This is a genomic window from Thermus parvatiensis (assembly GCF_001535545.1).
Lineage (GTDB): Bacteria > Deinococcota > Deinococci > Deinococcales > Thermaceae > Thermus > Thermus parvatiensis.
Map to the genome: position 1 here is coordinate 205,023 of NZ_CP014141.1, position 25,740 is coordinate 230,762.

Sequence of the window (25,740 nt, forward strand, 5' to 3'; positions counted from 1 at the left end):
GCCCGAGGCTTCGGGCGCCCGTCGCTGGGGTGTCGTCTAAGGGTAGGACAGCGGACTCTGGATCCGCCGGTCGTGGTTCGAATCCACGCACCCCAGCCAAACTTTGGCCCCATCGACTAGCGGTTAGGTCACCGGCCTTTCAAGCCGGCGGCGGGGGTTCGAGTCCCCCTGGGGTCACCAAAGCCAGCCGAGCCGCGCATGGCCCCATCGTCTAGAGGCCTAGGACACGGCCCTCTCAAGGCCGAGACGGGGGTTCGAATCCCCCTGGGGTCACCAGGAACACCCCTTCGGGGGTGTTTTTTCCGCGGCTCGGTTGGTTTTTTCTTGACACCCTTCCCCTTACCCCCAAAATGGGGCGAGGTATACCCCCTATAAGTATGTGAGGGGGTAAACTGGCGTCCAAGGAGGAGGGAAAGAATGGAGTTCAACCTGAGCGCACTAGGGAGCACCCCCGCCTCGGAGGACACCTACGATGTGGTCATCATCGGCGGGGGCCCGCGGGGCTTACCGCCGGGATCTACGCCGGCCGGGCCCAGCTCAAGACGGTCATCGTGGAGAAGGGGCTTCCCGGGGGGCAGATCGCCCAGACGGACGAGGTGGAGAACTACCCGGGCTTCCCCGAGGGCATCTCCGGGCCGGAGCTCGCGAGCCGCATGGTGCAGCAGGCGGAGAAGTTCGGGGCCCGGATCGTCATGGACGAGGTCCTGGGCCTGGAGAAGGCCGAGGGGGGCTACCTGGTCCGGGGCTACGAGCGGAACTACCGCGCCCGGGCGGTGATCGTGGCCACGGGGGCGAACCCGAGGCGGCTTGGAGTCCCCGGGGAGGACAAGTTTTACGGCCGGGGGGTTTCCACCTGCGCCACCTGCGACGGCTTCTTCTACCGCGACAAGGAGGTGGTCGTGGTGGGTGGGGGGGACGCCGCCGTGGAGGAGGGGCTCTTCCTCACCAAGTTTGCCCGAAAAGTGACCCTGGTCCACCGCCGGGACGAGCTTAGGGCCAACAAGGTGGCCCAGAAGCGGGCCTTCCAGAACCCCAAGATGCACTTCCTCTTCTCCCACGTGGTCACCGAGATTCTGGGGGAGGACCAGGTGACGGGGGTGCGGCTTAAGAACCTAAAGACCGGGGAGGAGTACGTCTACCCCACGGACGGCGTCTTCGTCTTCATCGGCCACGAGCCCAACACCGCTTTCCTCAAGGGGGTGGTGGAGCTCAGGCCCGACGGGTACATCGCCGTGCGGGACGAGGTCTTCACCTCGGAGCCCGGCATCTTCGCCGCCGGGGACGTGGCCGACCCCATCTACCGCCAGCTCACCACGAGCGTGGGGGCAGGCACCCGCGCCGCCATGATGGCCGAGCGCTACCTGGCGGAGGAGGCGGAAAAGGTCAAGGGCTAGGGCGGACGTGGCGCGCCTTTGGGCGCTTCTCGTGGCCTGGGGTCTGGGCCTCGCCCAGCTCCTCTACCTTCCCCTGGACGACCGCCCCCCAACCTCGCCCCCTGCGCCTGGGGGGTGGTCCTCTGTCCGCCCCGGGAGGCCTACCGGGGACCAGAGGGGGCCGACCTCGAGGCCTTGAGGGCCTGGCTCCTCGCCACCCCCGGGTGGGGGCTTGTGGCGAGCCTGGACGCCTTGGCCTACGGGGGGCTTGTGCAAAGCCGCCACCTCCCCCTCGCCCCGGAGGACGCCTTGGCCCGCCTCGCCCCCCTCCTCGCCTGGAAGGCCCGCGGGGGCGGGGCGCTATACCTCTTCGGCGTCGTCCCGAGGTGGGACGCCTCGAGGCGGGAGCGGAACCTCCGGGTCCTCCAGGCCCTCGCCTCCTGGAGGGGCCTTCGGGGGGTCTACCTGGAGGCGGTCTGGGACGACGCCCTGAGGAACTCCCCGGGCCCCCGGGAGGCCCGGGCCCTGGGCTACCCCGCCCGCCCCGGGGCCGACGAGGCGGGCCAGGTCCTGCTTCTTAGGGCCTTTAGGCCCGGCCTCCGGGTGGCCGTGGTCTACGAGGACGAGGCCTTGCGCGCCCGGGTCACCCCCTACGAGGGGCTTCCCCTGGAAAAGACCGTGGCCGGGGTCTTGGCCAGCGCCCGCGCGGTGGCGGTGCCCTTGGCCGAGGGCCCCGACCTCGTCCTCTACGTCTACGGGGGTGGGGACCCGAGAAAGGCCGCCCTGGACCTCCTCCGCCTCATGGCCCGTCACCCCGTGGCCCTGGCCGACCTCGCCCGGGTGAACCGGGGGGACCCCCGCCTCATGGCCTACCTGGAGGGGATGGGCCTCTACGCCCGCCTCGCCGCCTACGCCGCCTGGGGTACCCCGGCGAACAACCTGGGGAGCGCCTTGGCCCAGGGGGGGCTTTTCCTCGAGGACCGGGAGGGGCGGCTTTCGCGCCTCGCCGAGGCCTACTTCCAGTACTGGTGGGGGGAGGTGGGCAGGCCCTGGGTGCGGGCCCGCTTCCCCGAGCCCCTCCCCGAGGAGGCCCAGGCCGTGGCCGAGGGCTTTCCCCGGGTGGAGCTGGACGGGTTCTGGCTGGACCTCCGGGGCCTCGCCTTCCCCTGGAGGCGGAGCTTTGAGGCCTGGCCCGAGCTCGCCCTGGTGCCCCGCCGGGCGGGCCCCGCCTTGGGCCGGTAGAATGGCGCCGTGGACGCGCCTTTCCGGGTGGTGGTGGGGGTTTCCGGGGCGAGCGGCATGCCCTACGCCCTGGACCTCCTCGAGGCGCTCAAGGACCTCGCCGAGGTGCACCTCGTCCTCTCCCAGGGGGCCAAGCGGGTGCTCTGGGAGGAGATGGGCTTAAGCCCCAAGGACCTCCACGCCCTGGCCCACCGGGTCTACAAGGACCAGGACCTGGGCGCCCCCATCGCCTCGGGCTCGTTTCCTACCCGCGGGATGGTGGTGGTTCCCTGTTCGGCCACCACCCTGGCCAAGGTGGCGATGGGCCTCGCCGACACCCTTCTCACCCGGGCGGCCTACGTCCACCTGAAGGAGCGCCGCCCCCTTGTCCTCGTCCTGAGGGAGACCCCTTTGCCCCTCCCCACCCTAAGGGCCATGGTCCAGGCGGCGGAGGCCGGGGCCACCATCCTCCCGGCGAGCCCCGGTTTCTACCACCGCCCCAAGGAGATTAGGGACCTCCTCGGCTTCGTCACCCAGCGCATCCTGGACCACCTGGGGCTTCCCGGGAAGCGCGCCCCCCGGTGGGGGGAAACGTGACGCTTTTTTGCCGACCTGCGATGTTACGATAGGGAGGATGACCCTCACCCAGGAGCAACGGCTGGTTCTGGACGCGGTGCGCCGGGTGGCCCGGGAGGTCCTCTACCCCCTCGCCCCCGCGTACGACCGGAAGGCCGAGTACCCCTGGCCCCAGCTCAAGGCCCTGGCCGAGCTCGGCCTCCTCGGCATGACCACCCCGGAGGAGTGGGGAGGGGTGGGCCTGGACTCCGTGACCTGGGCCTTGGCCCTGGAGGAGCTCGCCGCCGCCGACCCCAGCGTGGCCGTCATCGTCTCCGTGACGGGCGGCCTTCCCCAGTACATGCTCCTCCGCTTCGGGAGCGAAGCGCAGAAGCGGCGCTACCTCGTGCCCCTGGCCCGGGGGAGTGGATCGGGGCCTTCTGCCTCACCGAGCCCCAGGCGGGCTCCGACGCCAAAAGCCTTCGTGCCGAGGCGCGGCGGGTCAAGGGCGGGTTCGTGCTGAACGGGGTCAAGAGCTGGATCACCTCCGCCGGGCAGGCCCACCTCTACGTGGTCATGGCCCGCACGGAGAAGGGGATCAGCGCCTTCTTGGTGGAGAAGGGTACTCCAGGGCTTTCCTTCGGCCGCCCCGAGGAGAAGATGGGCCTCCACGCGGCCCACACCGCCGAGGTGCGCCTCGAGGAGGTCTTCGTCCCCGAGGAGAACCTTCTCGGGGAGGAGGGGCGGGGCCTGGCCTATGCCCTTGCGGGCCTGGACTCGGGGCGCGTGGGGGTGGCGGCCCAGGCGGTGGGCATCGCCCGCGGGGCCTTTGAGATCGCCAAGGCCTACGCCGAGGAGCGGGAGCAGTTCGGGAAGAAGCTCCGCGAGCACCAGGCCATCGCCTTCAAGATCGCCGACATGCACGTGAAGATCGCCGCCGCAAGGGCCCTCGTCCTCGAGGCCGCGAGGAAGAAGGACCTGGGGGAGAGGTTCACCCTCGAGGCCAGCGCCGCCAAGCTCTTCGCCAGCGCCGCCGCCGTGGAGGTGACCCGGGAGGCGGTCCAGGTCCTGGGGGGGTACGGCTACCACCGGGACTACCGGGTGGAGCGGTACTACCGGGACGCCAAGGTGACGGAGATCTACGAGGGCACCTCGGAGATCCAGCGCCTCGTCATCGCCCGGGAGCTCTACCGCTAGGAAGACCCCTTCCCTTTCTCATCCCCCGGCTTAGGGTGGGTAGGGTATGCTCCGCCGCCTCCTCGCCCTCTCCCGTCCCCTTTACTGGCTCTACGAAAGGCGCCTCCTGAGGGAGGTCAAGGGAGGCCCCATGCCCAAGCACCTGGGCCTCATCCTGGACGGAAACCGCCGCTACGCCCGCGCTTTGGGCCTTTCCCCCACCAAGGGGCACGAGTTCGGGGTGCAGAAGGCCTACGAGGTCCTGGAGTGGTGCCTGGAGATGGGCATCAAGACCGTGACCGTCTGGGTCTTCTCCACGGACAACTTCAAGCGCCCCCCGGAGGAGGTGGAGACCCTCATGAACCTCTTCCTGCGGGAGGCCGAGCGGATGGCGGAGGACCACCGGATCCTGGAAAACCAGGTGCGGGTCCGCTTCATCGGCAGGCGGGAGGGGTTTTCCCCGGAGGTGGTCCGGGCCATAGAGCGCCTGGAGCGGAGGACGGAGGGGCACCGGGGCATGTTCCTCAACATCGCCTTAGGCTACGGGGGGCGGGAGGAGATCGTGGACGCCGTGAAGCGGCTCCTTTTGGAGGCGGAGGCCCGGGGCCTCTCCCCCAAGGAGGTGGCCGAGGGCCTCACCCCGGAGGACATCGCCCGCCACCTCTACACCGCCGGGCTTCCCGACCCCGACTTCATCATCCGCACCTCGGGGGAGATCCGCCTCTCCGGCTTCCTCCTCTGGCAGTCCGCCTACTCCGAGTTCTACTTCGCCGACGTCCTCTGGCCCGAGTTCCGCAAGATTGACTTCCTGCGCGCCCTAAGGAGCTACCAGGCCCGGGAGAGGCGGTTTGGGCGTTGACAACTCGCGGCGTTTCGTATACCCTTACTGGCAAGATGCTGGCCCGTGTGAAAAAACTCGGCCGCCGGGGGGTAGGATAGCCCTCCAAGGGCTTCTTATCCCCCGGCCCGGGTTCGGGCCGGTTTTCTTTTGGGGAGGGGTGCATGCGGGAGTGGAAGATTATTGACTCCACCTTACGGGAAGGGGAACAGTTTGAAAGGGCGAACTTCTCCACCCAGGACAAGGTGGAGATCGCCAAGGCCCTGGACGAGTTCGGCATTGAGTACATTGAGGTCACCACCCCGGTGGCCTCCCCCCAGTCCCGCAAGGACGCCGAGGTCCTCGCCTCCTTGGGCCTCAAGGCCAAGGTGGTGACCCACATCCAGTGCCGCCTGGACGCGGCCAAGGTGGCGGTGGAGACGGGGGTCCAGGGGATTGACCTCCTCTTCGGCACGAGCAAGTACCTCCGGGCCGCCCATGGGCGGGACATCTCCAGGATCATTGAGGAGGCCAAGGAGGTGATCGCCTACATCCGCGAGGCGGCCCCCCACGTGGAGGTGCGCTTCTCCGCCGAGGACACCTTCCGCTCCGAGGAGCAGGACCTCCTCGCCGTCTACGAGGCCGTGGCCCCCTACGTGGACCGGGTGGGCCTGGCGGACACCGTGGGCGTGGCCACGCCCCGGCAGGTCTACGCCCTGGTGCGGGAGGTGCGGCGGGTGGTGGGGCCAAGGGTAGACATTGAGTTCCACGGCCACAACGACACGGGTTGCGCCATCGCCAACGCCTATGAAGCCATTGAGGCCGGGGCCACCCACGTGGACACCACCATCCTGGGGATCGGGGAGAGGAACGGGATCACGCCTTTGGGGGGTTCCTCGCCCGCATGTACACCCTCCAGCCCGAGTACGTGCGCAGGAAGTACAAGCTGGAGATGCTCCCCGAGCTGGACCGGATGGTGGCGAGGATGGTGGGGGTGGAGATCCCCTTCAACAACTACATCACCGGGGAGACGGCCTTCAGCCACAAGGCGGGGATGCACCTCAAGGCCATCTACATCAACCCCGAGGCCTACGAGCCCTACCCACCCGAGGTCTTCGGGGTGCGGCGGAAGCTCATCATCGCCTCGAGGCTCACCGGGCGGCACGCCATCAAGGCGCGGGCGGAGGAGCTCGGCCTCCACTACGGGGAGGAGGAGCTCCACCGGGTCACCCAGCACATCAAGGCCCTGGCCGACCGGGGCCAGCTCACCCTGGAGGAGCTGGACCGGATCCTCCGGGAGTGGATCACGGCGTGAGGCTAGAGGTTATGGAACTCCTCCTCGGTGAGCCCGGCATCGCGCAGGATGCGCTTGAAGGTGCCCTTGGGAAGCTCCCCGCTGTGGAAGGGCACCACCACGATGCGGCCGTCAGGGTGGGCGTAGAGCCGGTGTCCCCCCTTGGCCATGCGCTCCACGAACCCGAGGCGGCGGAGCTTCCGGGCCACCTCCTCCGGTCTAGGCGGCATCCACGCCTACCTCTACCGCTTGTACGTCCCGGGGAAGGGGGCGCCCCTCGGTTTTCAGATAGGCCAGGACGAGCTCCAGGGCTTCTTTGGCCCGCGCCAAGGCTTCCTCGGGGCTTTGGCCGAAGGAGTGGGCTTGGGGCACCGCGGGAAACTCGGCGATCCAGATCCCTGGGGTCTCCGGGTCCGGGTAGAGGAGGGCGGTGTACTTGGGCATACCCTCAGTATAGGAGGTGCGTGTGGGACAGACGCTAGCGGAAAAGATCCTCTCCCACAAGGTGGGAAGGCCCGTGCGGGCGGGGGAGCTCGTGGTGGTGGAGGTGGACCAGGTGATGGTGGTGGACTCCATCGCCGGGAGCTTCTTCAAGCGCCTGGAGTACCTCAACGCCACCCCCCGCTACCCGGAAAGGGTTTCTATCGTCATAGACCACGTGGCCCCGGCGGCGAACCTGGAGGTGGCCAAGGCCCAGAAGGAGATCCGGGAGTGGGGGAAGCGCCTGGGCATCCGGGTCTTTGACGTGGGAAGGGGGGTCTGCCACCAGGTCCTTATAGAGGAGGGTCTGGCCCAGCCCGGGTGGATCGTGGTGGGCTCGGACTCCCATTCCACCACCTACGGGGCGGTGGGGGCCTTCGGCACGGGGATGGGGGCCACGGACATCGCCTTGGCCGCCGCCAGTGGGCGCACCTGGCTTAGGGTGCCCGAGAGCGTCAAGGTGGTCTTCCGGGGAAGGCTTCCCAAGGGGGTCACGGCCAAGGACGCCGCCCTGGAGATGGTCCGCCTCCTCACCGCCGAAGGGGCCACCTACATGGCGGTGGAGATCCACCTCCTGGACGGGGCGGAAGGCCTTTCCCGCGGGGAGCGCATGACCCTCGCCAACCTCACCGTGGAGGCCGGGGCCAAGGCGGGGCTCGTGGTGCCGAGCGGGGAGATCCTGGAGATGTACCGGGTGCCGGACTGGTTCTACCCCGACCCCGACGCCCATTACGTGAGGGAGGTGGAGATTGACCTTTCCGCCCTCACCCCCAGGGTTTCCGTGCCCTTCTACGTGGACAACGTGCACGAGGTGGCCCAGGTGAAGGGCAAGCGGGTGGACCAGGTCTTCATCGGCACCTGCACCAACGGCCGGATTGAGGACCTCAGGGCGGCGGCGGAGGTCCTTAAGGGGCGGAAGGTGGCCCCTTGGGTGCGGCTTTTGGTGATTCCGGCGAGCTCCCAGGTCCTGGAGGAGGCCGCCCGGGACGGCACCCTGCTCACCCTCTTGGAGGCGGGGGCCACCATCGGCACCCCGGGGTGCGGCCCCTGCATGGGGCGGCACATGGGGGTTCTGGCCCCGGGGGAGGTGTGCGTCTCCACCTCTAACCGCAACTTCCGGGGGCGCATGGGGGCCCCGGACGCCGAGATCTACCTGGCAAGCCCCCGGGTGGCGGCGGCCAGCGCGGTGGCGGGCTACCTTACCACCCCGGAGGAACTGGAGGAAACCCATGCCTAGGGTCTGGAAGTTCGGCGACCAGATCAACACCGACGACATCCTTCCCGGCAAGTACGCCCCCTTCATGGTGGGGGAGGACCGGTTCCACCTCTACGCCTTCGCCCACCTGAGGCCCGAGTTCGCCAAGGAGGTGCGCCCCGGGGACATCCTCGTCTTCGGGCGGAACGCCGGGCTTGGCTCCAGCCGGGAGTACGCCCCCGAGGCCCTGAAGCGCCTCGGCATCCGGGCCATCATCGCCAAAAGCTACGCTCGCATTTTCTTCCGCAACCTGGTGAACCTGGGGATCGTCCCCTTTGAGTCGGAGGAGGTGGTGGATGCGCTAGAGGACGGCGACCAAGTGGAGTTGGACCTGGAGACGGGGGTCTTGACGCGGGGGGAGGAGCGCTTCCTCCTCCGTCCCCCGCCCCCCTTCCTCCTGGAGGCGCTCAAGGAGGGTTCGCTTCTGGACTATTACAAGAAGCACGGGCGCTTTCCCGGGGAGTAAACTGGGCCCATGGAGGACCTAGAGATCGTCTGTCCGGTGTGCGGCGAGGCCAGCGTGGTTCTGGCCGAGGACCTCGAGGACCTCGAAGTCGGGGACGTCCTGGAGTGCGAGGCCTGCGGGGCCTTTTTGGAGGTGGTTTCCCTGGACCCCTTGGAGGTGGAGGTCACGGAGGAGGGCCTGGAGGGGTTCTTCGTGGACTGCCCCCGCTGCGGCTACACCTTTGAGCTCTCCGAGGAGGACCAAGGCCAGGAGGTGCAGTGCCCCGAGTGCGGCTTCCGCTTCATCCCCGACTGGAGCGAGGTGGAAGAGGAGGACGAGGAATGGTAGCCATTTGCCCTGAGTGTGGTGCGGAACTTACCCTGGAGAACCCGGAGCTTGGCGAGCTTGTGGTCTGCGAGGACTGCGGCGCGGAGCTGGAGGTGGTGGGGCTTGACCCCTTGAGGCTCGAGCCCGCCCCGGAGGAGGCGGAAGACTGGGGCGAGTGATCCCACACCACGCCGGTCTAGGCCGGCGTGGGGGCCCCGGCGGCGCCGCCCCATGCCGGCCTGCGCCCCTGGCAGGGCCTGGCGCCCTCTTTCCCGGAGGCTAGATGCTGGCCATCCTCTACGACCGCATCCGCCCCGACGAGCGGATGCTCTTTGAGCGGGCGGAGGCCCTGGGCCTCCCCTACAAGAAGGTCTACGTCCCCGCCCTCCCCATGGTCCTGGGCGAAAGGCCCGAGGCGCTTGAGGGGGTTACGGTGGCCCTGGAGCGGTGCGTGAGCCAGAGCCGGGGCCTCGCCGCCGCCCGCTACCTCACCGCCCTCGGCATCCCCGTGGTGAACCGCCCCGAGGTCATCGAGGCCTGCGGGGACAAGTGGGCCACGAGCGTGGCCCTGGAAAGGGCGGGCCTTCCCCAGCCCAAGACCGCCTTGGCCACGGACCGGGAGGAGGCCTTGAGGCTCATGGAGGCCTTCGGCTACCCCGTGGTGCTGAAGCCCGTGGTGGGGAGCTGGGGGCGGCTTCTCGCCAAGGTCACCGACCGGGAAGCGGCGGAGGCCATCCTGGAGCACAAGGAGGTCCTGGGGGGTTCTTGCACCAGCTCTTCTACATCCAGGAGTACGTGGCAAAGCCCGGGCGGGACATCAGAGTCTTCGTGGTGGGGGAGAGGGCCATCGCCGCCATCTACCGCAAAAGCCCTCACTGGATCACCAACACCGCCCGGGGAGGCGAGGCGGAAAACTGCCCCTTGACGGAGGAGATCGCTGAACTTTCGGTGCGGGCGGCCAAGGCCGTGGGGGGCGGGGTGGTGGCCATTGACCTTTTTGAGTCGGAGCGGGGTCTACTGGTCAACGAGGTGAACCACACCATGGAGTTCAAGAACTCCGTGCACACCACGGGGGTGGATATCCCCGGAGAGATCCTGCGCTACGCCTGGGAGGTGGCCCGTGGATAGGAAGACGATCTCCATCGTGGGGGCCTCGGGGTACGCCGGGGGAGAGTTTTTGCGCCTCGCCCTCTCCCACCCCTACCTGGAGGTAAAGCAGGTGACCTCGAGGCGCTTCGCGGGCGAGCCCGTCCACTTCGTCCACCCCAACCTCCGAGGGCGCACGAACCTCAAGTTCGTCCTCCCGGAGAAGCTAGAGCCCGCCGACATCCTGGTCCTGGCCCTGCCCCACGGGGTCTTCGCCCGGGAGTTTGACCGCTACAGCGCCCTGGCCCCCGTCCTCGTGGACCTCTCCGCGGACTTCCGCCTGAAGGACCCGGAGCTTTACCGCAGGTACTACGGGGAGCACCCGAGGCCGGACCTCCTTGGCCGCTTCGTCTACGCCGTGCCCGAGCTCCACCGGGAGGCCCTAAAGGAGGCGGACTGGATCGCCGGGGCCGGGTGCAACGCCACGGCCACCCTCCTCGGCCTCTACCCCCTCCTCAAGGCCGGGGTCCTGAAGCCCACCCCCATCTTCGTCACCCTCCTCATCTCCACCTCGGCAGGGGGGGCCGAGGCGAGCCCGGCGAGCCACCACCCCGAAAGGGCCGGGTCCATCCGGGTCTACAAGCCCACGGGTCACCGCCACACCGCCGAGGTGGTGGAAAACCTTCCGGGCCGCCCCGAGGTCCACCTCACCGCCATCGCCACCGACCGGGTGCGGGGTATCCTCATGACCGCCCAGTGCTTCGTCCAGGACGGTTGGAGCGAAAGGGACGTGTGGCAGGCCTACCGGGAGGCTTACGCCGGGGAGCCTTTTGTCCGCATCGTCAAGCAGAAAAAGGGAATCCACCGCTACCCCGACCCCCGTTTCGTCCAGGGGACCAACTACGCGGACATCGGCTTTGAGCTGGAGGAGGACACCGGCAGGCTGGTGGTCATGGTGGCCATTGACAATCTGGTGAAGGGCACCGCCGGCCACGCCCTCCAGGCCCTAAACATCCGCATGGGCTGGCCCGAGACCCTGGGCCTGGACTTCCCGGGGCTTCACCCCTAAGGCCAACCGCTTGGCAGGGGGAGGTGAGCTTGTGATCGTGGTCAAGGTGGGAGGCGCCGAGGGGATCAACTACGAGGCCGTGGCCAAGGACGCCGCCTCCTTGTGGAAGGAGGGGGTAAAGCTCCTTCTCGTCCACGGGGGGAGCGCCGAGACCAACAAGGTGGCGGAGGCCCTGGGCCACCCGCCCCGCTTCCTCACCCACCCCGGGGGGCAGGTGAGCCGCCTCACCGACCGGAAGACCCTGGAGATCTTTGAGATGGTCTACTGCGGCCTGGTCAACAAGCGTCTGGTGGAGCTTTTGCAGAAGGAGGGGGCGAACGCCATCGGCCTTTCCGGCTTGGACGGAAGGCTTTTTGTGGGCCGCAGGAAGACGGCGGTCAAGTACGTGGAAAACGGCAAGGTGAAGGTCCACCGCGGGGACTACACCGGGACGGTGGAGGAGGTGAACAAGGCCCTTTTGGACCTCCTCCTTCAGGCGGGCTACCTCCCCGTCCTCACCCCCCCCGCCCTAAGCTACGAGAACGAGGCCATCAACACCGATGGGGACCAGATCGCCGCCCTCCTCGCCACCCTCTACGGGGCCGAGGCCCTGGTCTACCTCTCCAACGTCCCCGGCCTCCTCGCCCGCTACCCCGACGAGGCCTCCTTGGTGCGGGAGATCCCCGTGGAGAGGATAGAGGACCCGGAGTACCTGGCCTTAGCCCAGGGCAGGATGAAGCGCAAGGTCATGGGGGCGGTGGAGGCGGTGAAGGGCGGGGTGAAGCGGGTGGTCTTCGCCGACGCCCGGGTGGAAAACCCCATACGGCGGGCCCTTTCCGGGGAAGGCACCGTGGTACGCTAGGCCTATGGCGCGCTTCGCCCTGGTCCTCCACGCCCACCTCCCCTACGTGCGGGCCCACGGGATGTGGCCTTTTGGGGAGGAGACCCTCTACGAGGCCATGGCCGAGACCTACCTCCCCCTCCTCCGGGTCTTGGAGCGCCTTTGGCAGGAAGGGGTGGAGGCCCGCTTCACCCTGGGGATCACCCCCATCCTGGCGGAGCAGCTGGGGGATGCGCGGATCAAGGAGGGGTTTTTGGCCTACGCCAAGGACCGCCTGGCCCGGGCCCAGGGCGACTACCTGCGCTATGGGGGCACGGAGCTGGAGAAGAGCGCCCGGCACCAGGTGGCCTTCTGGGAGCTCACCCTGGACCACTTCCACCACCTGGGGGGGACCTCCTCGCCGCCTTCCGCCGGGCCCAGGACCGGGGGCAGGTGGAGCTCATCACCTCCAACGCCACCCACGGTTACTCCCCCTTTTGGGCTACGACGAGGCCCTCTGGGCCCAGATCAAGACCGGGGTTAGCACCTACCGCCGCCACTTCGCCAAGGACCCCACGGGCTTCTGGCTCCCGGAGATGGCCTACCGGCCCAAGGGGCTATGGAAGCCCCCCGTGGAAGGCCCCCCGGAGGGGGTGAGGCCCGGGGTGGACGAGCTTTTGATGCGGGCCGGGATCCGCTACACCTTCGTGGACGCCCACCTGGTCCAGGGGGGTGAGCCCCTCTCCCCTTACGGGGAGGCCGCCTTGGGTCCCGTGGAGAGCCAGGAGGCCACCTACTACGTCCACGAGCTGGAGTCGGGCCTTAGGGTCCTCGCCCGCAACCCGGAGACCACCCTCCAGGTGTGGAGCGCCGACTATGGCTACCCGGGGGAGGGGCTTTACCGGGAGTTCCACCGCAAGGACCCCCTCTCCGGCCTCCACCACTGGCGGGTGACCCACCGCAAGGCCGACCTCGCGGAGAAGGCCCCCTACGATCCGGAGGCGGCCTTCGCCAAGACGGAAGAGCACGCCCGCCACTTCGTGGGCCTCCTGGAGCGCCTCGCCGGGCAGCACCCCGAGGGGGTCATCCTCTCCCCTTACGACGCCGAGCTTTTCGGCCACTGGTGGTACGAGGGGGTGGCCTGGCTCGAGGCCGTCCTGAGGCTTCTCGCCCAAAGCCCCAAGGTCCGGCCCGTGACCGCGCGGGAGGCGGTGCAGGGCCCCGCGGTGCGGACCGCCCTCCCCGAGGGCTCCTGGGGCCGGGGTGGGGACCACCGGGTCTGGCTCAACGAGAAGACCCTGGACTACTGGCGCACGGTCTACCGGGCGGAAGGGGCCATGCGGGAGGCGGTGCGCCGGGGGGGCTTCCCTCCCGGGTCCTGCAGCAGGCCATGCGGGAGCTTTTGCTCCTCGAGGCCTCCGACTGGCCCTTCCTCATAGACACCGGCCAGGCGGAAGCCTACGCCAAGGAGCGCTACCAGGGGCACGCCGCGGCCTTCTTCCACCTCCTTAAGGGGGTTTCCCCGGAGGAGCTGAGCGCCCTGGAGGCCCAGGACAACCCCTTTCCTGAGGCCGACCCCCGGCTCTACCTGGGGGTGGGCTAGCCCACGGGGAGGGGGCCTGGGCTGGGGGTAGGATAAGGGCGTGGCGCGGCACGCGATCCTGCAGTTCCGGCCGGAAAAGTCCCGGCTCAGGGAAAGCCTGGCCCGGCTTCGGGCCCACCTGGAGGCCCTCCGCCCCCAGGCCCCCGAGGTGGTGGTCCTTCCCGAGACCGCCCTCACCGGCTACTTCCTGCAAGGGGGGGTAAGGGAGCTCGCCCTCACCCGCTTTGAGCTTTTAGAGCTCCTCTCCCAGGTGCACAAGGAGCTAGCCTGGGAGGGGCTTTTGGACGTGGTGGTGGGCTTTTACGAGCGGGACGAGGGGGCCTACTACAACAGCGCTGCCTACCTGGAACTCCCCCACCGCATCGTCCACGTCCACCGCAAGGTCTTCCTCCCCACCTACGGGGTCTTTGACGAGGAGCGCTACCTGGCCCGGGGGCGGCGGGTGGAGGCCTTCAACACCCGCTTCGGCCGGGCGGCCCTCCTCATCTGCGAGGACTTCTGGCACTCCATCACCGCCACCATCGCCGCCCTGGACGGGGCCGAGGTGATCTATGTCCCTTCGGCGAGCCCGGCCCGGGGCTTCCAGGGAGAAAGGCCGGAGAACGTGGAGCGCTGGCGCACCCTGGCCCGGGCGGTGGCGGCGGAGCACGGGCTTTACGTGGTGGTGGCGAGCCTGGTGGGGTTTGAGGGGGGGAAGGGGATGAGCGGGGGGAGCCTGGTGGTGGGCCCGGACGGCCGCGTCCTGGCCGAGGCCCCCCTCTTTGAGGAGGCAGCCCTCCTCTTCCACCTGGACCGGGAGAGAATCCCTCCGGTGCGCTACGACAGCCCCCTCCTCTCCGACCTCGAGGCGGGCCTGCCCCTGCTTCTTTCCGACCTGCAAAGGGTCTTAGGGAGGCGGGATGCGGATACTTGAGGCGCCCAAAGCCCAGGAGGTCCTGGAGCTCAACTGGCCCCTGGTGGCGGACTTCCTCACCCGGTTTATCCGGGAGGAGCTTTCCTGGCGGGGCTACGAGAAGGCCATCGTGGCCGTCTCCGGCGGGGTGGACTCGGCCACCACCCTGGCCTTGGCGGTGCGGGCCTTGGGGGCGGAAAGGGTCCACGCCCTCTTCCTGCCCCACCGGGAGAGTAGCCCCACCTCCCGGGAACACGCCTACCTGGTGGCCGAAACCTTCGGCGTCGCCCTGGAGGAGGTGGACATCACCCCCATGGTGGAGGGCTACGCCGCCCTCACCCCGGACCTCACTCCCCACCGCAAGGGAAACGTCATGGCCCGGGCGCGGATGATCGTCCTCTTTGACAAGTCCGAGGCCTACAGGGCCCTCCCCTTGGGCACGGGCAACAAGACGGAAAGGCTTTTCGGCTACTTCACCTGGCACGGGGACGACACGCCCCCCGTGAACCCCCTGGGAGACCTCTACAAGACCCAGGTCTGGCGGCTCGCCGAGTACCTCGGGGTGCCGGAGGAGGTGGTGAGGAAGCCCCCACCGCCGACCTCATCCCCGGCCAGACGGACGAGGCCGATTTGGGGTTGCGCTACCTCCGGGCCGACGTGATCCTGGAGCACTACCTGAAGGGCTACTCCGACCAGTACATCCTGGGCCTCGGCTTCACCGAGGAGGAGCTTAGGCGGGTCAAGGCGCGGGTGAACCGCACCCACTGGAAAAGAGCCCTTCCCACGGTGGCCCTCCTTTCCTCCACCGCCATCGGGGAGTTTTACCTCAGGCCTTTGGACTACCGAGTTTGAGGGGGTTGCCGATGGAAGACCAGGAGCTTAAGCGCCTTCTTTCGGAGGCCGAGACCATCGCCGTCCTCGGGGCTCACAAGGACCCAGGCCGCCCCGCCCACTACGTGCCCAAGTACCTTTGGGAACAGGGCTACCGCATCCTTCCTGTGAACCCCCGCTTCGCCGGGGAGGAGCTCTTCGGGGCAAAGGTGGTGGCGGGCCTAAAGGACCTTACGAAGCCTGTAGACATCCTGGACGTTTTCCGCCCCGCTTCCGCCCTCATGGACCACCTTCCGGAGATCCTCGCCTTAAGGCCGGGCCTCGTCTGGCTCCAGTCAGGGATCACCCACTCCGCCTTTGAAAGGGCCCTGGAGGAGGCGGGCATCCCCGTAGTGGCCAACCGCTGCCTCATGGTGGAGCACAAGCGCCTCTTCCGGGGGGCCCTTCCCCTCTAGCCGTGGAGGCCTGGCAGAAAGCCCTCCTCGCCTGGTACCGGGAAAACGCCCGCCCCCTCCCCTGGCGGGGGGAGAAGGACCCCTACTGGATCCTGGTCTCCGAAGTCCTCTTGCAGCAGACCCGGGTGGAGCAGGCCATCCCCTACTACCGGCGTTTTCTGGAGCGGTTTCCTGCCCTAGAGGCCCTGCGGGCGGCTTCCTTAGAGGAGGTCCTCCGGGTTTGGCAGGGGGCGGGCTACTACCGCCGGGCGGAGCACCTCCACCGCCTGAGCCAGCAGGTGGTAGCCCTCCCCTCGAGCTACCGCGAGCTTTTGCGCCTCCCTGGCCTTGGGCCCTACACCGCGGCGGCGGTGGCCTCCATCGCCTTCGGGGAACGGGTGGCGGCGGTGGACGGGAACGTCCGGAGGGTCCTCTCCCGCCTCTTCGCCCGGGAAAGCCCCAAGGAGAAGGAGCTTTTCGCCCTCGCCCAGGGCCTCCTCCCCGAGGGCGTGGACCCGGGGGTGTGGAACCAGGCCCTCATGGAGCTCGGGGCGGTGGTCTGCCTGCCGAAAAACCCCCGCTGCCCCGAATGCCCCTAGCGGCCTTCTGCCGGGGCAAGGGGGATTGGGGGCGCTACCCCCTTCCCCGGAAGAGGAGGGCGCCCGAGGAGCGCCTTGTGGCCCTGGTTCTCTTGGGGCGGAAGGGCGTCCATTTGGAGCGCCTTCAGGGGCGCTTCCAGGGGCTTTACGGCGTGCCCCTTTTTCCCCCGGAGGAGCTTCCGCGGCGGGAAGCGGTCTTCGGGGTGCGCTCTTCCTCCTTGGGCGAGGTGCGCCACGCCCTTACCCACCGGAGGCTTCTTGTGGAGGTGCGGGGGGCCCTTTGGCTGGGAGAGGGGGAGGACCCTTGGAAGAGGCCCCTACCCAAGCTCATGGAGAAGGTGCTCCGCAAGGCGCTTCCCCTCCTTGCTCATGCGGGCGTAGTCCCCCTCCCGGACGCATAGGCCCACGGCGTAAAGCCCTTCCAGGCGCTTGAGACGGAAGGTCGCCTCCTCCCACTCCTCGGGGTGGAAGGCGTGGTAGCGCACCCGGTAGCCGGGGGTGGAGGGGGTTTCCGGCACCCCCCCTTCCCGTTCCACGAAGTGGAAGCCCAGGGCCTTAAGGGCTTCCCACAGGTCAGGGTAGCTCGCCTCGGAAAGCCTTCCTGCCTCCTCCACCACCCTGCCCAGGAAAAGCCTCGCCCCGAGGAAGCTTCCCACCGCGAGCACCACCTTTTCCGCCCGGGCCGGGGGGCCTTCCCAGGTCCTGACCCCCACCACCCGTTTCCCCTCCAACAGAAGCCCCGTGGCCGTGGCCTGGAAGAGGTGGAGGGGCCTAAGCCCTTCCAAAAGGTACTTGGCCCGGGCGTGGAAGGCCCAGACCCGTTCGTCCTGGGGGTCGTAGGCCTTTTCCAAGAGGCTTCCCGGCGGAAAGGGAGGCTGAGGGGGCAGGAAGGGCATCATCACCGCGTCCAGGCTCTGGGTGAGGAGGCCCACCCGCACCCCCTGTTGCGCGAGCCAAAAGGCGGCCTCGGCCCCGGAAAACCCTGCGCCCACGATGAGGACTTGGTACGCCGCCATACGCTAAAAGCCTAACCCCTGGGCCTCAAGGGCCCAGGGGAAAGCCTGGCGGGCCGTGAAGGACTCGAACCTCCAACCCCCGGTTTTGGAGACCGGTGCTCTGCCAGTTGAGCTAACGGCCCCCGCCAAGGAGGATCATAGCACACCCCTGGCGGGAAGGCCAAGCCTCACTCCACGGTCACGCTCTTGGCCAGGTTGCGGGGCTGGTCCACGTCCCGCCCCAGGAGCACGGCGATCTCGTAGGCGAGGAGCTGGAGGGGGACCACGCTCACGATGGGGGCGAGGAGGGGGTGGACCTCGGGGACGTAGATCACGTCCTGGGCGAGCCTCGGGATCTCCTCGTCCCCCTCGGTGGCGATGGCGATCACCTTCCCGCCCCGGGCCCGCACCTCCTGGATGTTGGAAAGGGTCTTCTCGTAAAGGGGGCCTTTGGTGGCGAGGACGACCACGGGGAGGTGCTCATCAATGAGGGCAATGGGCCCGTGCTTCATCTCCCCGGCGGGGTAGGCCTCGGCGTGGATGTAGCTGATCTCCTTGAGCTTCAAGGCCCCCTCGTAGGCGGTGGGGGCCTGGACGTGCCGCCCCAGGAAGAGGAAGTCCTGGGCCTGGTGGTACTTCTCGGCCACGTGGGCCACGAGGGGCCTTTTCTCCAAGACCTCTTCCACGAGCCTGGGAAGGCGGCGCATCTCCCGGAGGAGGCGTTGGGCCTCCTCGGGGGCGAGGGCGCCCCGGGCCCGGCCGAACCAGACGGCGAGGAGGGCCATGGCCGCGAGCATGGCCGTGTAGGCCTTGGTGGAGGCCACCCCGATCTCCGGCCCGGCGTGGATGTAGAGGACGTCCTCCACCTCCCGCGTCAGGGTGCTCCCCTTGGCGTTGATGACCCCGAGGGAGCGGGCCCCCTTGCGCTTGGCCTCCCTCAGGCCCTCCAGGGTGTCTATGGTCTCCCCCGACTGGCTGATGGCGAGGGCGAGGGTCCTCGAGTCCACCACGGGGTCGCGGTAGCGGTACTCGCTGGCCACGTCCCACTCGGTGGGGAGGCGGGCCAGGGTCTCCAGGAGGTACTTCCCGTAAAGCCCAGCGTAGCCCGCCGTTCCGCAGGCGATGACGTGGACCCGGTCCACCTCCCGTGGGTCCAGGGCGAGGCCGAGCTCCACGGTCCCCTCCTCCTCCCTCAGGCGCCCGCCCAGGGTGTTCTCCAGGACCCAGGGTTGCTCGTAGATCTCCTTCAGCATGTAGTGGGGGAAGCCCCCCTTCTCGGCGGCCTCCAGGGTCCAGTCCACCTCCACCGCCTCCCTCTGGACCGGCCTGCCCTCCAGGTCGGTGATCTCCACCCCTTCCCGGGTGAGGCGCACCACGTCCCCGTCGTGCAGGAAGATGACCCGGCGGGTGTAGGGGAGGAGGGCGGGCACGTCTGAGGCCAGGAAGTTCTCCCCCTCCCCCAGGCCCACCACCAAGGGGCTCACCGTGCGGGCGGCCACGATCTCCTCGTGGTCCTCGTGGGCCACCACCACGGCGTAGGCCCCGCGCACCGCCTTGAGGGCCTCCCGCAGGGCCTCAAGGAGGTCGCCTCGGTAGGTTTCCTCCAGGAGGTGGGCGAGGACCTCGGTGTCCGTCTCCGACCGGAAGCGGTGCCCCCGGGCCTGAAGGGCCTCCTTGAGCTCCAGGTAGTTCTCAAAGATGCCGTTGTGGATGAGGGCGATCCTCCCGTCCTCCGTGGTGTGAGGGTGGGCGTTGGGGTCCGTGGGGGCCCCGTGGGTGGCCCAGCGGGTGTGGCCGATGCCCAAGGCCCCCTGGAGGGGCGTCTTCCCCACGGCCTCCGCCAGGGAGGAGAGCTTCCCCGAGCGCTTCACCACCTTGAGGCCCTCCGGAGTCCGCACCGCGATGCCGGCGGAGTCGTACCCCCTATACTCCAGGCGCCGAAGCCCATCCAAAAGCACGTCCGTCGCGTTCCTAAAACCTACGTAGCCTACAATCCCGCACATATGGCCTCAAAAGGCCACCGGGAAGGGGCCGAAGCCCCCAAGGGCTGCGCCTTCTTCCCGGCGGTTTTCCTCTGGATACGCCCTGCCCCTCGGTTGTCCGCCCCTCGCGGGGCCGGCTTTCCCTCGGGGCTTTTCGCAGGCGGGCGGGGCGGGCACACCCCGGGCGGCATCCGCGGATCCCTCGATCTTTCCCGGCCGAAGCCGGTTATCCCCTTCGCGGGGTCCGCCACCTCGTGAGGCCAATGGCCCCCTGCGCTTCCCGCCTTCCACCGATGTGTCTTTCCGCCTCCCACCTCCCTCCCGGGGGGAGTATAGCAGAAACCTTAAGGCCCAACCGCTTGACAAGGGCGCGTGAGGTTTTTATGATAGCCCCGGATGCGGGGAAAAAGGGCTCCTTTTTGGGGGTTTTCCCCGCACCGGGCGGACCTGGGCGGAGAGGAAACGCGGCAACTCGCCCGTCTCGGGTTCCCGCCCACGACCCTTAAGGGGGTGTGAGGCATATGAAGAAAAGGCTGGTCACACTACTGGCAGGGCTCTTGACCGTCCTCTCCATGGGGTTCGGTCTGGCCCAGTTCTCCGACGTGCCCGCCGGGCACTGGGCCAAGGAGGCCGTGGAGGCTCTGGCGGCCAAGGGCATCATCCTGGGCTTCCCGGACGGCACCTTCCGGGGCAACGAGAACCTCACCCGCTACCAGGCGGCCCTCCTCATCTACCGGCTTTTGCAGCAGATTGAGGAGGAGCTGAAGGCCCAGGGCAAGTCCCCCACCATGGAGGCCCTGTCCGCCGAGGACCTCGAGGCCCTGAAGAACGCCGTCCAGGAGCTCGCCGCCGAGCTCGCCTCCCTGGGCGTGCGGGTCTCCGCCCTGGAGGACAGCGCCGCCACCAAGGAGGACATCGCCCGCCTCGAGGCGATGATCGCCGAGCTCAAGGCCCAGCCCATGCCTGAGCCCGGCATGGACCAGGCCGCCCTGAAGGACCTGGCCGACCGGGTGGAGGCTGCCTCCATCGCCGCCGACACCGCTTTGGCCCAGGCCCAGCAGCTCGCCGAGCGGCTGGACGCCCTGGCCCAGGACGTGGAGGGCGTGAAGGGCGACCTGGCCGGGCTTAGGAGCCAGGTGGAGGCCAACGCCGACGCCATCCAGGCCCTGAACGAGCTCGCCGTCCTCCTCAACCAGGATGTCTTGGCCCTGCAGGACCGGGCCACTGCCTTGGAGAAGGGGCTGGCGGACCTTCAGGGTGTGGACTTCAAGCAGTTTGCCACCAAGGAGGACGTGGCCGCGGTCCAGGAGTTCGCCGCCGCCCTCCGCTCCGACTTGGTGGGGCTCTCCGAGAAGGTGGCCAAGCTCGAGGGCCAGGTGGCGGAGCTCTCCAAGGTGCAGTACTCCATCAAGGGCTCCCTCTCCGCCACCTACGGCACGGCCACCAACACCGGCATCAACTTTGACATTGACCGCTTCTTCCCCGGGAACCAGGTCTCCTCGGGCTCCGGCCAGCAGGACTACGGTGCTGGTCCGCCTTACCGCAACCGGGTGGCCCAGCGCCGGGGCGACTTTGACCAGACCTTCACCGGGGGCTCCGCCACCCTCACCTTCGGGGTCAAGGTGGCCCAGCCCGGCACGAGCGGGGTGAACGTCTCCGAGGCCAGCGCCTCCCTCTCCGTGGACGCCTTCGGCTCCGGTAGCATTAACACCACCAACGCCTACCTCACCGACGCCAGCGTCAAGGGGAACGTGGACGGCCAGGCCTTCAGCGTGGTCTACAGCTCCAGCACCAGCTCCTTCAGCTTCAACGATTACCTCTTCGCCAACGACAAGGACAGCTACCCCGCCACCACCCGCCAGGGCATGGTGGCCACCTTCTCCGGCACCAAGTTCCCCCTCTCCCCCGAGGTCACCGTGGTGGCGGGCGTGGCCAATAATGAGGGGGCTGCTGCTACCCCCCCCGCCCCCGCTGTGCTCCAGGGCGGCTACTTCGGCATCCGCACCGCCTTCAAGCCGGTGGAGGGCTTCAGCCTGGCCCTGAACTACGCTGAGAACTACGGCAACCGCTCCGCCCTGGGCGTGGACGCGAGCCTGGCCCTGGGGCCGGTCAAGCTCAGCGGGCTCTTTGACACCTCCAAGACCTGGCCCACGGGCGGCCTGCAGAACTTCTTTGACAGCACCCTCGCCGACTGGGCCTACTACGTCAAGGGCGACCTCAGCCTGGGGCCCCTCTCCCTCTCCGCCAACTACCGGGCCATTGACCCGGCCTACGAGAACGGCGTGGCCGGGATGTCCTCCAACTACCACTACTTCTACTTCGGCGTGGGCGGGAACGGCAGCGCGCCCTTCGCCGCCGACAACAGGGGCTTCGGCGTGGACGCCAAGCTGAGCCTTGGCCTCCTGGGCGGCCTGGAGGTCCGGGGCTACTACGATGACTCCACGAACTACGCCGGTGCTCCCGCTACCGAGCAGGTCGCCTGGGGGGTGGGGGCCACCCTCAAGCTCTTCCGCGGCTTCGCCCTGAACCCCTTCTACAACCAGCTGACCGTGGGCGGGGTTGTGCAGCCGGGTAGCGGCGGCCTTGGGGCCTACGGGAACTACAACTACTACTTCTACAACATCCAGGATTCCCGCTACTCCACGAGCTTCGGCGTCAAGCTCACCCACGACGCCAAGGCCGAGGACGCTCTCGTCCCGGGCTTGAGCCTGGCTCTGGGCTACCAGAAGTTTGACGACGGCAGCGGCAACTACCCCTACGAGGACCTCCTGGCCTACGCCTCCTACCAGGGCAAGCTGGCCTTCCTCAGCCTCCAGCCCTACGTGCGCTACCACAGCTTCACCGATGCTAGCGCCAGCGCGGGCACCTACGACTACACCACCCTCAAGTACGGGGTGAAGGTGGCCACGGATCCCCTGGCCATCCCCTTGAAGCCCGGCCTGGAGGGGGTCTACGCCGCCCGCTCCACGGATATCACCCGTGGCTCCACCAACGATGCCCAGGAGACCTACTGGCGCGTGGGCCTCACCCTGAACGAGTTCCTGGCTCCCGGCGCCAGCGTGAAGGTGGGCTACGCCTCCTACCGCGGCACCAACGTGGTGGACCCCGCAGGGAGCTTCCTCACCCGGGGCTACGGCGACTACTCCCTGAGCGCCACCACCGACCGCCTCTTCACCTACCCCGGTGAGGTCCAGTTCCCCTGGAACCTCACCACTGGAGCAGGGAGCCAGTCTGGCGGCGTGGACGGCATCTACGTGGAGGCCAAGTACTACAGCTTCACCCTGGCCTACCTGGACGCCGTCCTCCTAGACGGTGCCAACACTGTCCAGTCCTACGGCCGGGCCTTCAAGGTGAGCTACGACCTGAAGTTCTAAGGCTCCTTAGGGCCTTCCCCCCCGCCCTTGGGCGGGGGGTTTTCCTTTGGGCTACACTAAAGGGATGACCTTCCGCTACCAAGGCCCAGAGCCCAAGGGGGACCAGCCCAAGGCCATACGGGAGCTCGTGGAGGCCCTTGGGGATGGGGAAAGGTTCGTCACCCTCCTGGGGGCCACGGGCACGGGGAAGACGGTGACCATGGCCAAGGTGATAGAGGCCCTGGGGCGGCCTGCTTTGGTCCTGGCCCCCAACAAGATCCTGGCCGCCCAGCTGGCGGCGGAGTTCCGGGAGCTCTTCCCGGAAAACGCCGTGGAGTACTTCATCAGCTACTACGACTACTACCAGCCTGAGGCCTATGTGCCGGGGAAGGACCTCTACATTGAGAAGGACGCCAGCATCAACCCCGAGATTGAGCGCCTGCGCCACTCCACCACCCGGAGCCTCCTCACCCGCAAGGACGTGGTGGTGGTGGCCTCGGTCTCGGCCATCTACGGCCTGGGGGACCCCAGGGAGTATAGGGCCAGGAACCTGGTGGTGGAAAGGGGGGCGGTCTACCCCCGGGAGGCCCTGTTGGAGAGGCTTCTGGAGCTGGGCTATACCCGGAATGACCTTGACCTCTCCCCGGGCCGGTTCCGGGCCAAGGGGGAGGTTTTGGAGGTTTTCCCCGCCTATGAGACCGAGCCCATCCGGGTGGAGCTCTTTGGCGACGAGGTAGAGCGCATCACCCAGGTCCACCCCGTCACCGGGGAAAGGCTCAGGGAGCTTCCCGGATTCGTCCTCTTCCCCGCTACCCACTACCTAAGCCCGGAAGGGCTTGAGGAGATCCTGAAGGAAATAGAAAAGGAACTCTGGGAAAGGGTCCGCTACTTTGAGGAAAGGGGGGAGGTCCTCTACGCCCAGCGCCTCAAGGAGCGCACCCTTTACGACCTGGAGATGCTTAGGGTCATGGGCACCTGCCCGGGGGTGGAGAACTACGCCCGCTACTTCACCGGCAAAGCCCCGGGGGAACCTCCCTACACCCTCTTGGACTATTTCCCCGAGGACTTTCTGGTCCTCATCGACGAGTCCCACGTGACCGTGCCCCAGCTTCAGGGGATGTACCGGGGGGACTACGTGCGCAAGAAGACCCTGGTGGACTACGGCTTCCGCCTCCCCTCGGCTTTGGACAACCGGCCCCTTCGCTTTGAGGAGTTCCTGGAGCGGGTCCATCAGGTGGTTTTCGTCTCCGCAACCCCGGGGCCCTTTGAGCTAGAACATTCGGGCCGCGTGGTGGAGCAGATCATCCGCCCCACGGGGCTTTTGGACCCCCTGGTGGTGGTGAAGCCCACGGAGAACCAGATCCTGGACCTCATGGAGGGGATACGGGAAAGGGCGGCAAGGGGGGAGCGCACCCTGGTCACGGTCCTCACCGTGCGCATGGCCGAGGAGCTCACGAGCTTCCTGGTAGAGCACGGCATCCGCGCCCGCTACCTCCACCACGAGCTGGACGCCTTTGAGCGCCAGGCCCTGATCCGGGACCTAAGGCTTGGCCACTACGATTGCTTGGTGGGGATCAACCTCCTCCGCGAGGGGCTGGACATCCCTGAGGTCTCCTTGGTGGCCATTTTGGACGCGGACAAGGAGGGTTTCCTAAGGAGCGAAAGGAGCCTCATCCAGACCATCGGCCGGGCGGCTAGGAACGCCCGGGGTGAGGTCTGGCTCTACGCCGACCGGGTCTCCGAGGCCATGGAGCGGGCCATCCAGGAGACCAACCGCAGGAGGGCCATTCAGGAGGCCTACAACCGGGAGCACGGCATCGTCCCGGAGACCGTGCGCAAGGAGGTAAGGGCCATCATCCGCCCCGAGGGGTACGAGGAGGCCCCCTTAGGCGAGGAGCTGGAGACGGAGGACCTGCGGGAGCGGATTGCCGAGCTGGAGCTACAGATGTGGCAGGCGGCGGAGGCTTTGGACTTTGAGCGGGCGGCGAGGCTTAGGGACGAGCTTAGGGCCCTCGAGGCCCGCCTCCAGGGCGTGAGGACCCCCGAGCCCGTCCCCGGGGGGCGGCGGAAGCGGAAGAGGAGGTGAGGACCCCACCGCGGCTTTCGCTGCGGTGGGGGCCCTAAGGTGCGCCCTCAGGCGAGGAGGAGGAGGGGGTTTTCCAGGTAGAGGGCCACCCGCTCCAGGAGCCTTTGCCCCAGGGGGGGTTCCAGCCCCGAGGCGGCGAGGAGGCCTTCGGGGGAGAGGAAGAGGCTGGGCCTGCCGGTGTGGACCTCCTCCTCCCCGTAGAAGCAGAGAAGGCCCTCCCCTTCCTCCCCGCCCGCCTCCCGGAAGAGGGCGAGGAAGGCGGAGGAAGGCTTAAGCCCCCATACCTTTTCGCCCTCCACTTGGCCCACGAGGGGCTGCAAGGGGATTTCCAGCTCTACGAGGGCCCGCTCCGCGGCCCGGAGGAGGAAGGGGAGAAGGGTCTTCTCCACCCCGTGGACCCGCTGGAAGAGGGCCATGGCCTCCTCCAGGGCCTCGAGGGCCACCCGCCTGCGGTGGACGCGGAGGAGCGGGGAAGGGGCCACAGGGGCTGGGGCCGCCGCGATCCCCGCCTCCTCCTGCGCCTGGGGCAAAGGGGGAAGGGGTTCCGCGGCCGGGGGCGCCTCCTCCGGGGCTAGGGAAGGTTCCTCGGCGGGGAGGAGGTCTTCCTCCCAGGCCTCCTCCAGGAGGGCTTCCTCGGGCGGTCCCCCCTCCTCCCAGGCCTCGAGGAAAGCGGCCTCTGGCTCCTCTGCCAGGAGGACCTCTTCCTCCTCTAAGGAGAGGTCCAGCTCCACCTCGGGGAAGTCCAGCTCCTCTTCCTCCAGGGTGAGGGGCGAGGGGGTGGGCTCGGGCTCCTGGGGGATGACCTCGGCGAGGTCCACCCCTTCCCGGCCCAGGACCTCCTGGGCCCGCTTCAGCTCGTCCTCCCTGGGGGGCGGGGGCGGGGCCTCGGGCTGGGGGGGAAGGTCCACCTCCCCGGCCATGACCTTGGCCAGGTAGGCCAGGATGTCCCGCTCCAGGATGGTCCCGTCGGGGCCCGTGCCTTGGATCTGGCGCCAGTCAATCCCGTTCTCCTCGGCGAGGCGCCGGGCCAGGGGCGTGATTTTGGGTTCTTCCATCTTGGCCCTATGA

17 protein-coding genes, 4 tRNA genes and 8 pseudogenes are annotated in these 25,740 nt (G+C 68.3%); 23 read left to right on the forward strand and 6 right to left on the reverse strand.

Going from position 1 to position 25,740, the window contains the following annotated elements; translation table 11 throughout:
- The first annotated feature begins 25 nt into the window (after positions 1-25).
- The 9 genes and pseudogenes from AV541_RS01185 to lysS all read left to right on the forward strand — a co-directional run bounded on the left by AV541_RS01185 (position 26) and on the right by lysS (position 6,457).
- Positions 26-99 (forward strand) — tRNA-Gln (locus AV541_RS01185).
- 6 nt (positions 100-105) lie between these two features.
- Positions 106-180, forward strand: a tRNA-Glu gene (locus AV541_RS01190).
- A 20-nt stretch (positions 181-200) separates the two neighbouring features.
- Positions 201-276 (forward strand) — tRNA-Glu (locus AV541_RS01195).
- 141 nt (positions 277-417) lie between these two features.
- Positions 418-1,394, forward strand: a pseudogene (trxB, locus tag AV541_RS01200) (thioredoxin-disulfide reductase).
- Positions 1,395-1,401: 7 nt separating this feature from the next.
- Positions 1,402-2,615: pseudogene (locus tag AV541_RS01205) on the forward strand (DUF4127 family protein).
- A gap of 9 nt (positions 2,616-2,624) precedes the next feature.
- Complete coding sequence (locus AV541_RS01210) at positions 2,625-3,191, forward strand: UbiX family flavin prenyltransferase (RefSeq protein ID WP_014630363.1); 567 nt, start codon at positions 2,625-2,627, stop codon at positions 3,189-3,191.
- Positions 3,192-3,228: 37 nt separating this feature from the next.
- Positions 3,229-4,346: pseudogene (locus tag AV541_RS12960) on the forward strand (acyl-CoA dehydrogenase family protein).
- 46 nt (positions 4,347-4,392) lie between these two features.
- Positions 4,393-5,184, forward strand: coding sequence for an isoprenyl transferase (locus tag AV541_RS01220; protein WP_060384057.1), 792 nt, complete (start codon positions 4,393-4,395; stop codon positions 5,182-5,184).
- 143 nt (positions 5,185-5,327) lie between these two features.
- Positions 5,328-6,457 (forward strand): annotated as a pseudogene (lysS, locus tag AV541_RS01225) (homocitrate synthase).
- A gap of 2 nt (positions 6,458-6,459) precedes the next feature.
- Here the strand turns inward: lysS and AV541_RS01230 are convergent.
- Both AV541_RS01230 and AV541_RS01235 read right to left on the reverse strand, forming a co-directional pair.
- Positions 6,460-6,666, reverse strand: a complete 207-nt coding sequence (locus tag AV541_RS01230; protein ID WP_008633873.1) for a type II toxin-antitoxin system HicA family toxin — start codon at positions 6,664-6,666, stop codon at positions 6,460-6,462.
- Positions 6,656-6,880 (reverse strand): type II toxin-antitoxin system HicB family antitoxin, encoded by a 225-nt coding sequence (locus AV541_RS01235; RefSeq protein ID WP_060384058.1) that lies wholly within the window; start codon positions 6,878-6,880, stop codon positions 6,656-6,658. Before AV541_RS01235 ends, AV541_RS01230 begins: the two co-directional genes overlap by 11 nt.
- A 22-nt stretch (positions 6,881-6,902) precedes the next feature.
- On the opposite strand from AV541_RS01235, the gene AV541_RS01240 reads away from it, so the two are divergent.
- The 12 genes and pseudogenes from AV541_RS01240 to mutY all read left to right on the forward strand — a co-directional run bounded on the left by AV541_RS01240 (position 6,903) and on the right by mutY (position 16,657).
- Positions 6,903-8,153 (forward strand): 3-isopropylmalate dehydratase large subunit, encoded by a 1,251-nt coding sequence (locus AV541_RS01240; protein WP_060384059.1) that lies wholly within the window; start codon positions 6,903-6,905, stop codon positions 8,151-8,153.
- Positions 8,146-8,637 carry a LeuD/DmdB family oxidoreductase small subunit gene (locus tag AV541_RS01245; RefSeq protein ID WP_008633870.1) on the forward strand — a complete coding sequence of 164 codons (492 nt, stop codon included), beginning with the start codon at positions 8,146-8,148 and terminating at the stop codon, positions 8,635-8,637. Before AV541_RS01240 ends, AV541_RS01245 begins: the two co-directional genes overlap by 8 nt.
- A gap of 9 nt (positions 8,638-8,646) precedes the next feature.
- Complete coding sequence (locus AV541_RS01250; protein ID WP_060384060.1) at positions 8,647-8,964, forward strand: paraquat-inducible protein A; 318 nt, start codon at positions 8,647-8,649, stop codon at positions 8,962-8,964.
- On the forward strand, positions 8,958-9,122 hold the full coding sequence (gene lysW, locus AV541_RS01255; protein WP_060384061.1) for a lysine biosynthesis protein LysW: 165 nt from the start codon (positions 8,958-8,960) through the stop codon (positions 9,120-9,122). Before AV541_RS01250 ends, lysW begins: the two co-directional genes overlap by 7 nt.
- Positions 9,123-9,226: 104 nt before the next feature.
- Positions 9,227-10,071, forward strand: a pseudogene (lysX, locus tag AV541_RS01260) (lysine biosynthesis protein LysX).
- Positions 10,064-11,098, forward strand: coding sequence for an N-acetyl-gamma-glutamyl-phosphate reductase (argC, locus tag AV541_RS01265; RefSeq protein WP_060384062.1), 1,035 nt, complete (start codon positions 10,064-10,066; stop codon positions 11,096-11,098). The pseudogene lysX and the gene argC overlap by 8 nt, the downstream one beginning before the upstream one ends.
- Before the next feature lie 31 nt (positions 11,099-11,129).
- Positions 11,130-11,939 carry a [LysW]-aminoadipate kinase gene (locus tag AV541_RS01270; protein WP_014630355.1) on the forward strand — a complete coding sequence of 270 codons (810 nt, stop codon included), beginning with the start codon at positions 11,130-11,132 and terminating at the stop codon, positions 11,937-11,939.
- Positions 11,940-11,943: 4 nt separating this feature from the next.
- Positions 11,944-13,500 (forward strand): annotated as a pseudogene (locus tag AV541_RS01275) (1,4-alpha-glucan branching protein).
- 40 nt (positions 13,501-13,540) lie between these two features.
- Positions 13,541-14,413, forward strand: a complete 873-nt coding sequence (locus tag AV541_RS01280; RefSeq protein WP_060384063.1) for a nitrilase-related carbon-nitrogen hydrolase — start codon at positions 13,541-13,543, stop codon at positions 14,411-14,413.
- A pseudogene (locus tag AV541_RS01285) lies at positions 14,400-15,244 on the forward strand (NAD+ synthase). Before AV541_RS01280 ends, AV541_RS01285 begins: the two are co-directional and overlap by 14 nt.
- An 11-nt stretch (positions 15,245-15,255) precedes the next feature.
- Positions 15,256-15,678: a CoA-binding protein gene (locus AV541_RS01290; protein ID WP_008633859.1), complete on the forward strand. Its 423-nt coding sequence runs from the start codon at positions 15,256-15,258 to the stop codon at positions 15,676-15,678.
- 2 nt (positions 15,679-15,680) lie between these two features.
- Positions 15,681-16,657 (forward strand): annotated as a pseudogene (gene mutY / locus AV541_RS01295) (A/G-specific adenine glycosylase MutY).
- On the opposite strand, the gene AV541_RS01300 reads toward mutY, so the two are convergent.
- The 3 genes from AV541_RS01300 to glmS form a co-directional block, all read right to left on the reverse strand.
- Complete coding sequence (locus AV541_RS01300) at positions 16,574-17,272, reverse strand: FAD-dependent oxidoreductase (protein ID WP_060384064.1); 699 nt, start codon at positions 17,270-17,272, stop codon at positions 16,574-16,576. The pseudogene mutY and the gene AV541_RS01300 overlap by 84 nt on opposite strands.
- Positions 17,273-17,318: 46 nt before the next feature.
- A tRNA-Trp gene (locus AV541_RS01305) sits at positions 17,319-17,394 on the reverse strand.
- Between the two features lie 45 nt (positions 17,395-17,439).
- Positions 17,440-19,254, reverse strand: a complete 1,815-nt coding sequence (gene glmS / locus AV541_RS01310) for a glutamine--fructose-6-phosphate transaminase (isomerizing) (RefSeq protein WP_060384065.1) — start codon at positions 19,252-19,254, stop codon at positions 17,440-17,442.
- A gap of 500 nt (positions 19,255-19,754) precedes the next feature.
- On the opposite strand from glmS, the gene AV541_RS01315 reads away from it, so the two are divergent.
- Entirely contained in the window at positions 19,755-22,607 is a 2,853-nt protein-coding gene (locus AV541_RS01315; protein WP_060384066.1) for an S-layer homology domain-containing protein, read from the forward strand.
- A 64-nt stretch (positions 22,608-22,671) separates the two neighbouring features.
- Positions 22,672-24,672 carry an excinuclease ABC subunit UvrB gene (gene uvrB / locus AV541_RS01320; protein ID WP_060384067.1) on the forward strand — a complete coding sequence of 667 codons (2,001 nt, stop codon included), beginning with the start codon at positions 22,672-22,674 and terminating at the stop codon, positions 24,670-24,672.
- A 47-nt stretch (positions 24,673-24,719) separates the two neighbouring features.
- On the opposite strand, the gene AV541_RS01325 is transcribed toward uvrB, so the two are convergent.
- The gene (locus AV541_RS01325; protein WP_008633851.1) at positions 24,720-25,727 is read right to left on the reverse strand and encodes an E3 binding domain-containing protein; all 1,008 of its coding nucleotides are present in this window, start codon (positions 25,725-25,727) and stop codon (positions 24,720-24,722) included.
- Positions 25,728-25,740 lie beyond the last annotated feature (13 nt).

Excerpts from the sequence above, each read along its gene's own strand:
- AV541_RS01245 (WP_008633870.1), top strand. The coding sequence starts at position 8,146 with ATGCCTAGGGTCTGGAAGTTCGGCGACCAGATCAACACCGACGACATC.
- glmS (WP_060384065.1), bottom strand. The coding sequence starts at position 19,254 with ATGTGCGGGATTGTAGGCTACGTAGGTTTTAGGAACGCGACGGACGTG.
- AV541_RS01300 (WP_060384064.1), bottom strand. The coding sequence starts at position 17,272 with ATGGCGGCGTACCAAGTCCTCATCGTGGGCGCAGGGTTTTCCGGGGCC.
- AV541_RS01235 (WP_060384058.1), bottom strand. The coding sequence starts at position 6,880 with ATGCCCAAGTACACCGCCCTCCTCTACCCGGACCCGGAGACCCCAGGG.
- AV541_RS01325 (WP_008633851.1), bottom strand. The coding sequence starts at position 25,727 with ATGGAAGAACCCAAAATCACGCCCCTGGCCCGGCGCCTCGCCGAGGAG.
- AV541_RS01230 (WP_008633873.1), bottom strand. The coding sequence starts at position 6,666 with ATGCCGCCTAGACCGGAGGAGGTGGCCCGGAAGCTCCGCCGCCTCGGG.
- AV541_RS01220 (WP_060384057.1), top strand. The coding sequence starts at position 4,393 with ATGCTCCGCCGCCTCCTCGCCCTCTCCCGTCCCCTTTACTGGCTCTAC.
- AV541_RS01250 (WP_060384060.1), top strand. The coding sequence starts at position 8,647 with ATGGAGGACCTAGAGATCGTCTGTCCGGTGTGCGGCGAGGCCAGCGTG.
- uvrB (WP_060384067.1), top strand. The coding sequence starts at position 22,672 with ATGACCTTCCGCTACCAAGGCCCAGAGCCCAAGGGGGACCAGCCCAAG.
- AV541_RS01315 (WP_060384066.1), top strand. The coding sequence starts at position 19,755 with ATGAAGAAAAGGCTGGTCACACTACTGGCAGGGCTCTTGACCGTCCTC.
- AV541_RS01290 (WP_008633859.1), top strand. The coding sequence starts at position 15,256 with ATGGAAGACCAGGAGCTTAAGCGCCTTCTTTCGGAGGCCGAGACCATC.
- lysW (WP_060384061.1), top strand. The coding sequence starts at position 8,958 with ATGGTAGCCATTTGCCCTGAGTGTGGTGCGGAACTTACCCTGGAGAAC.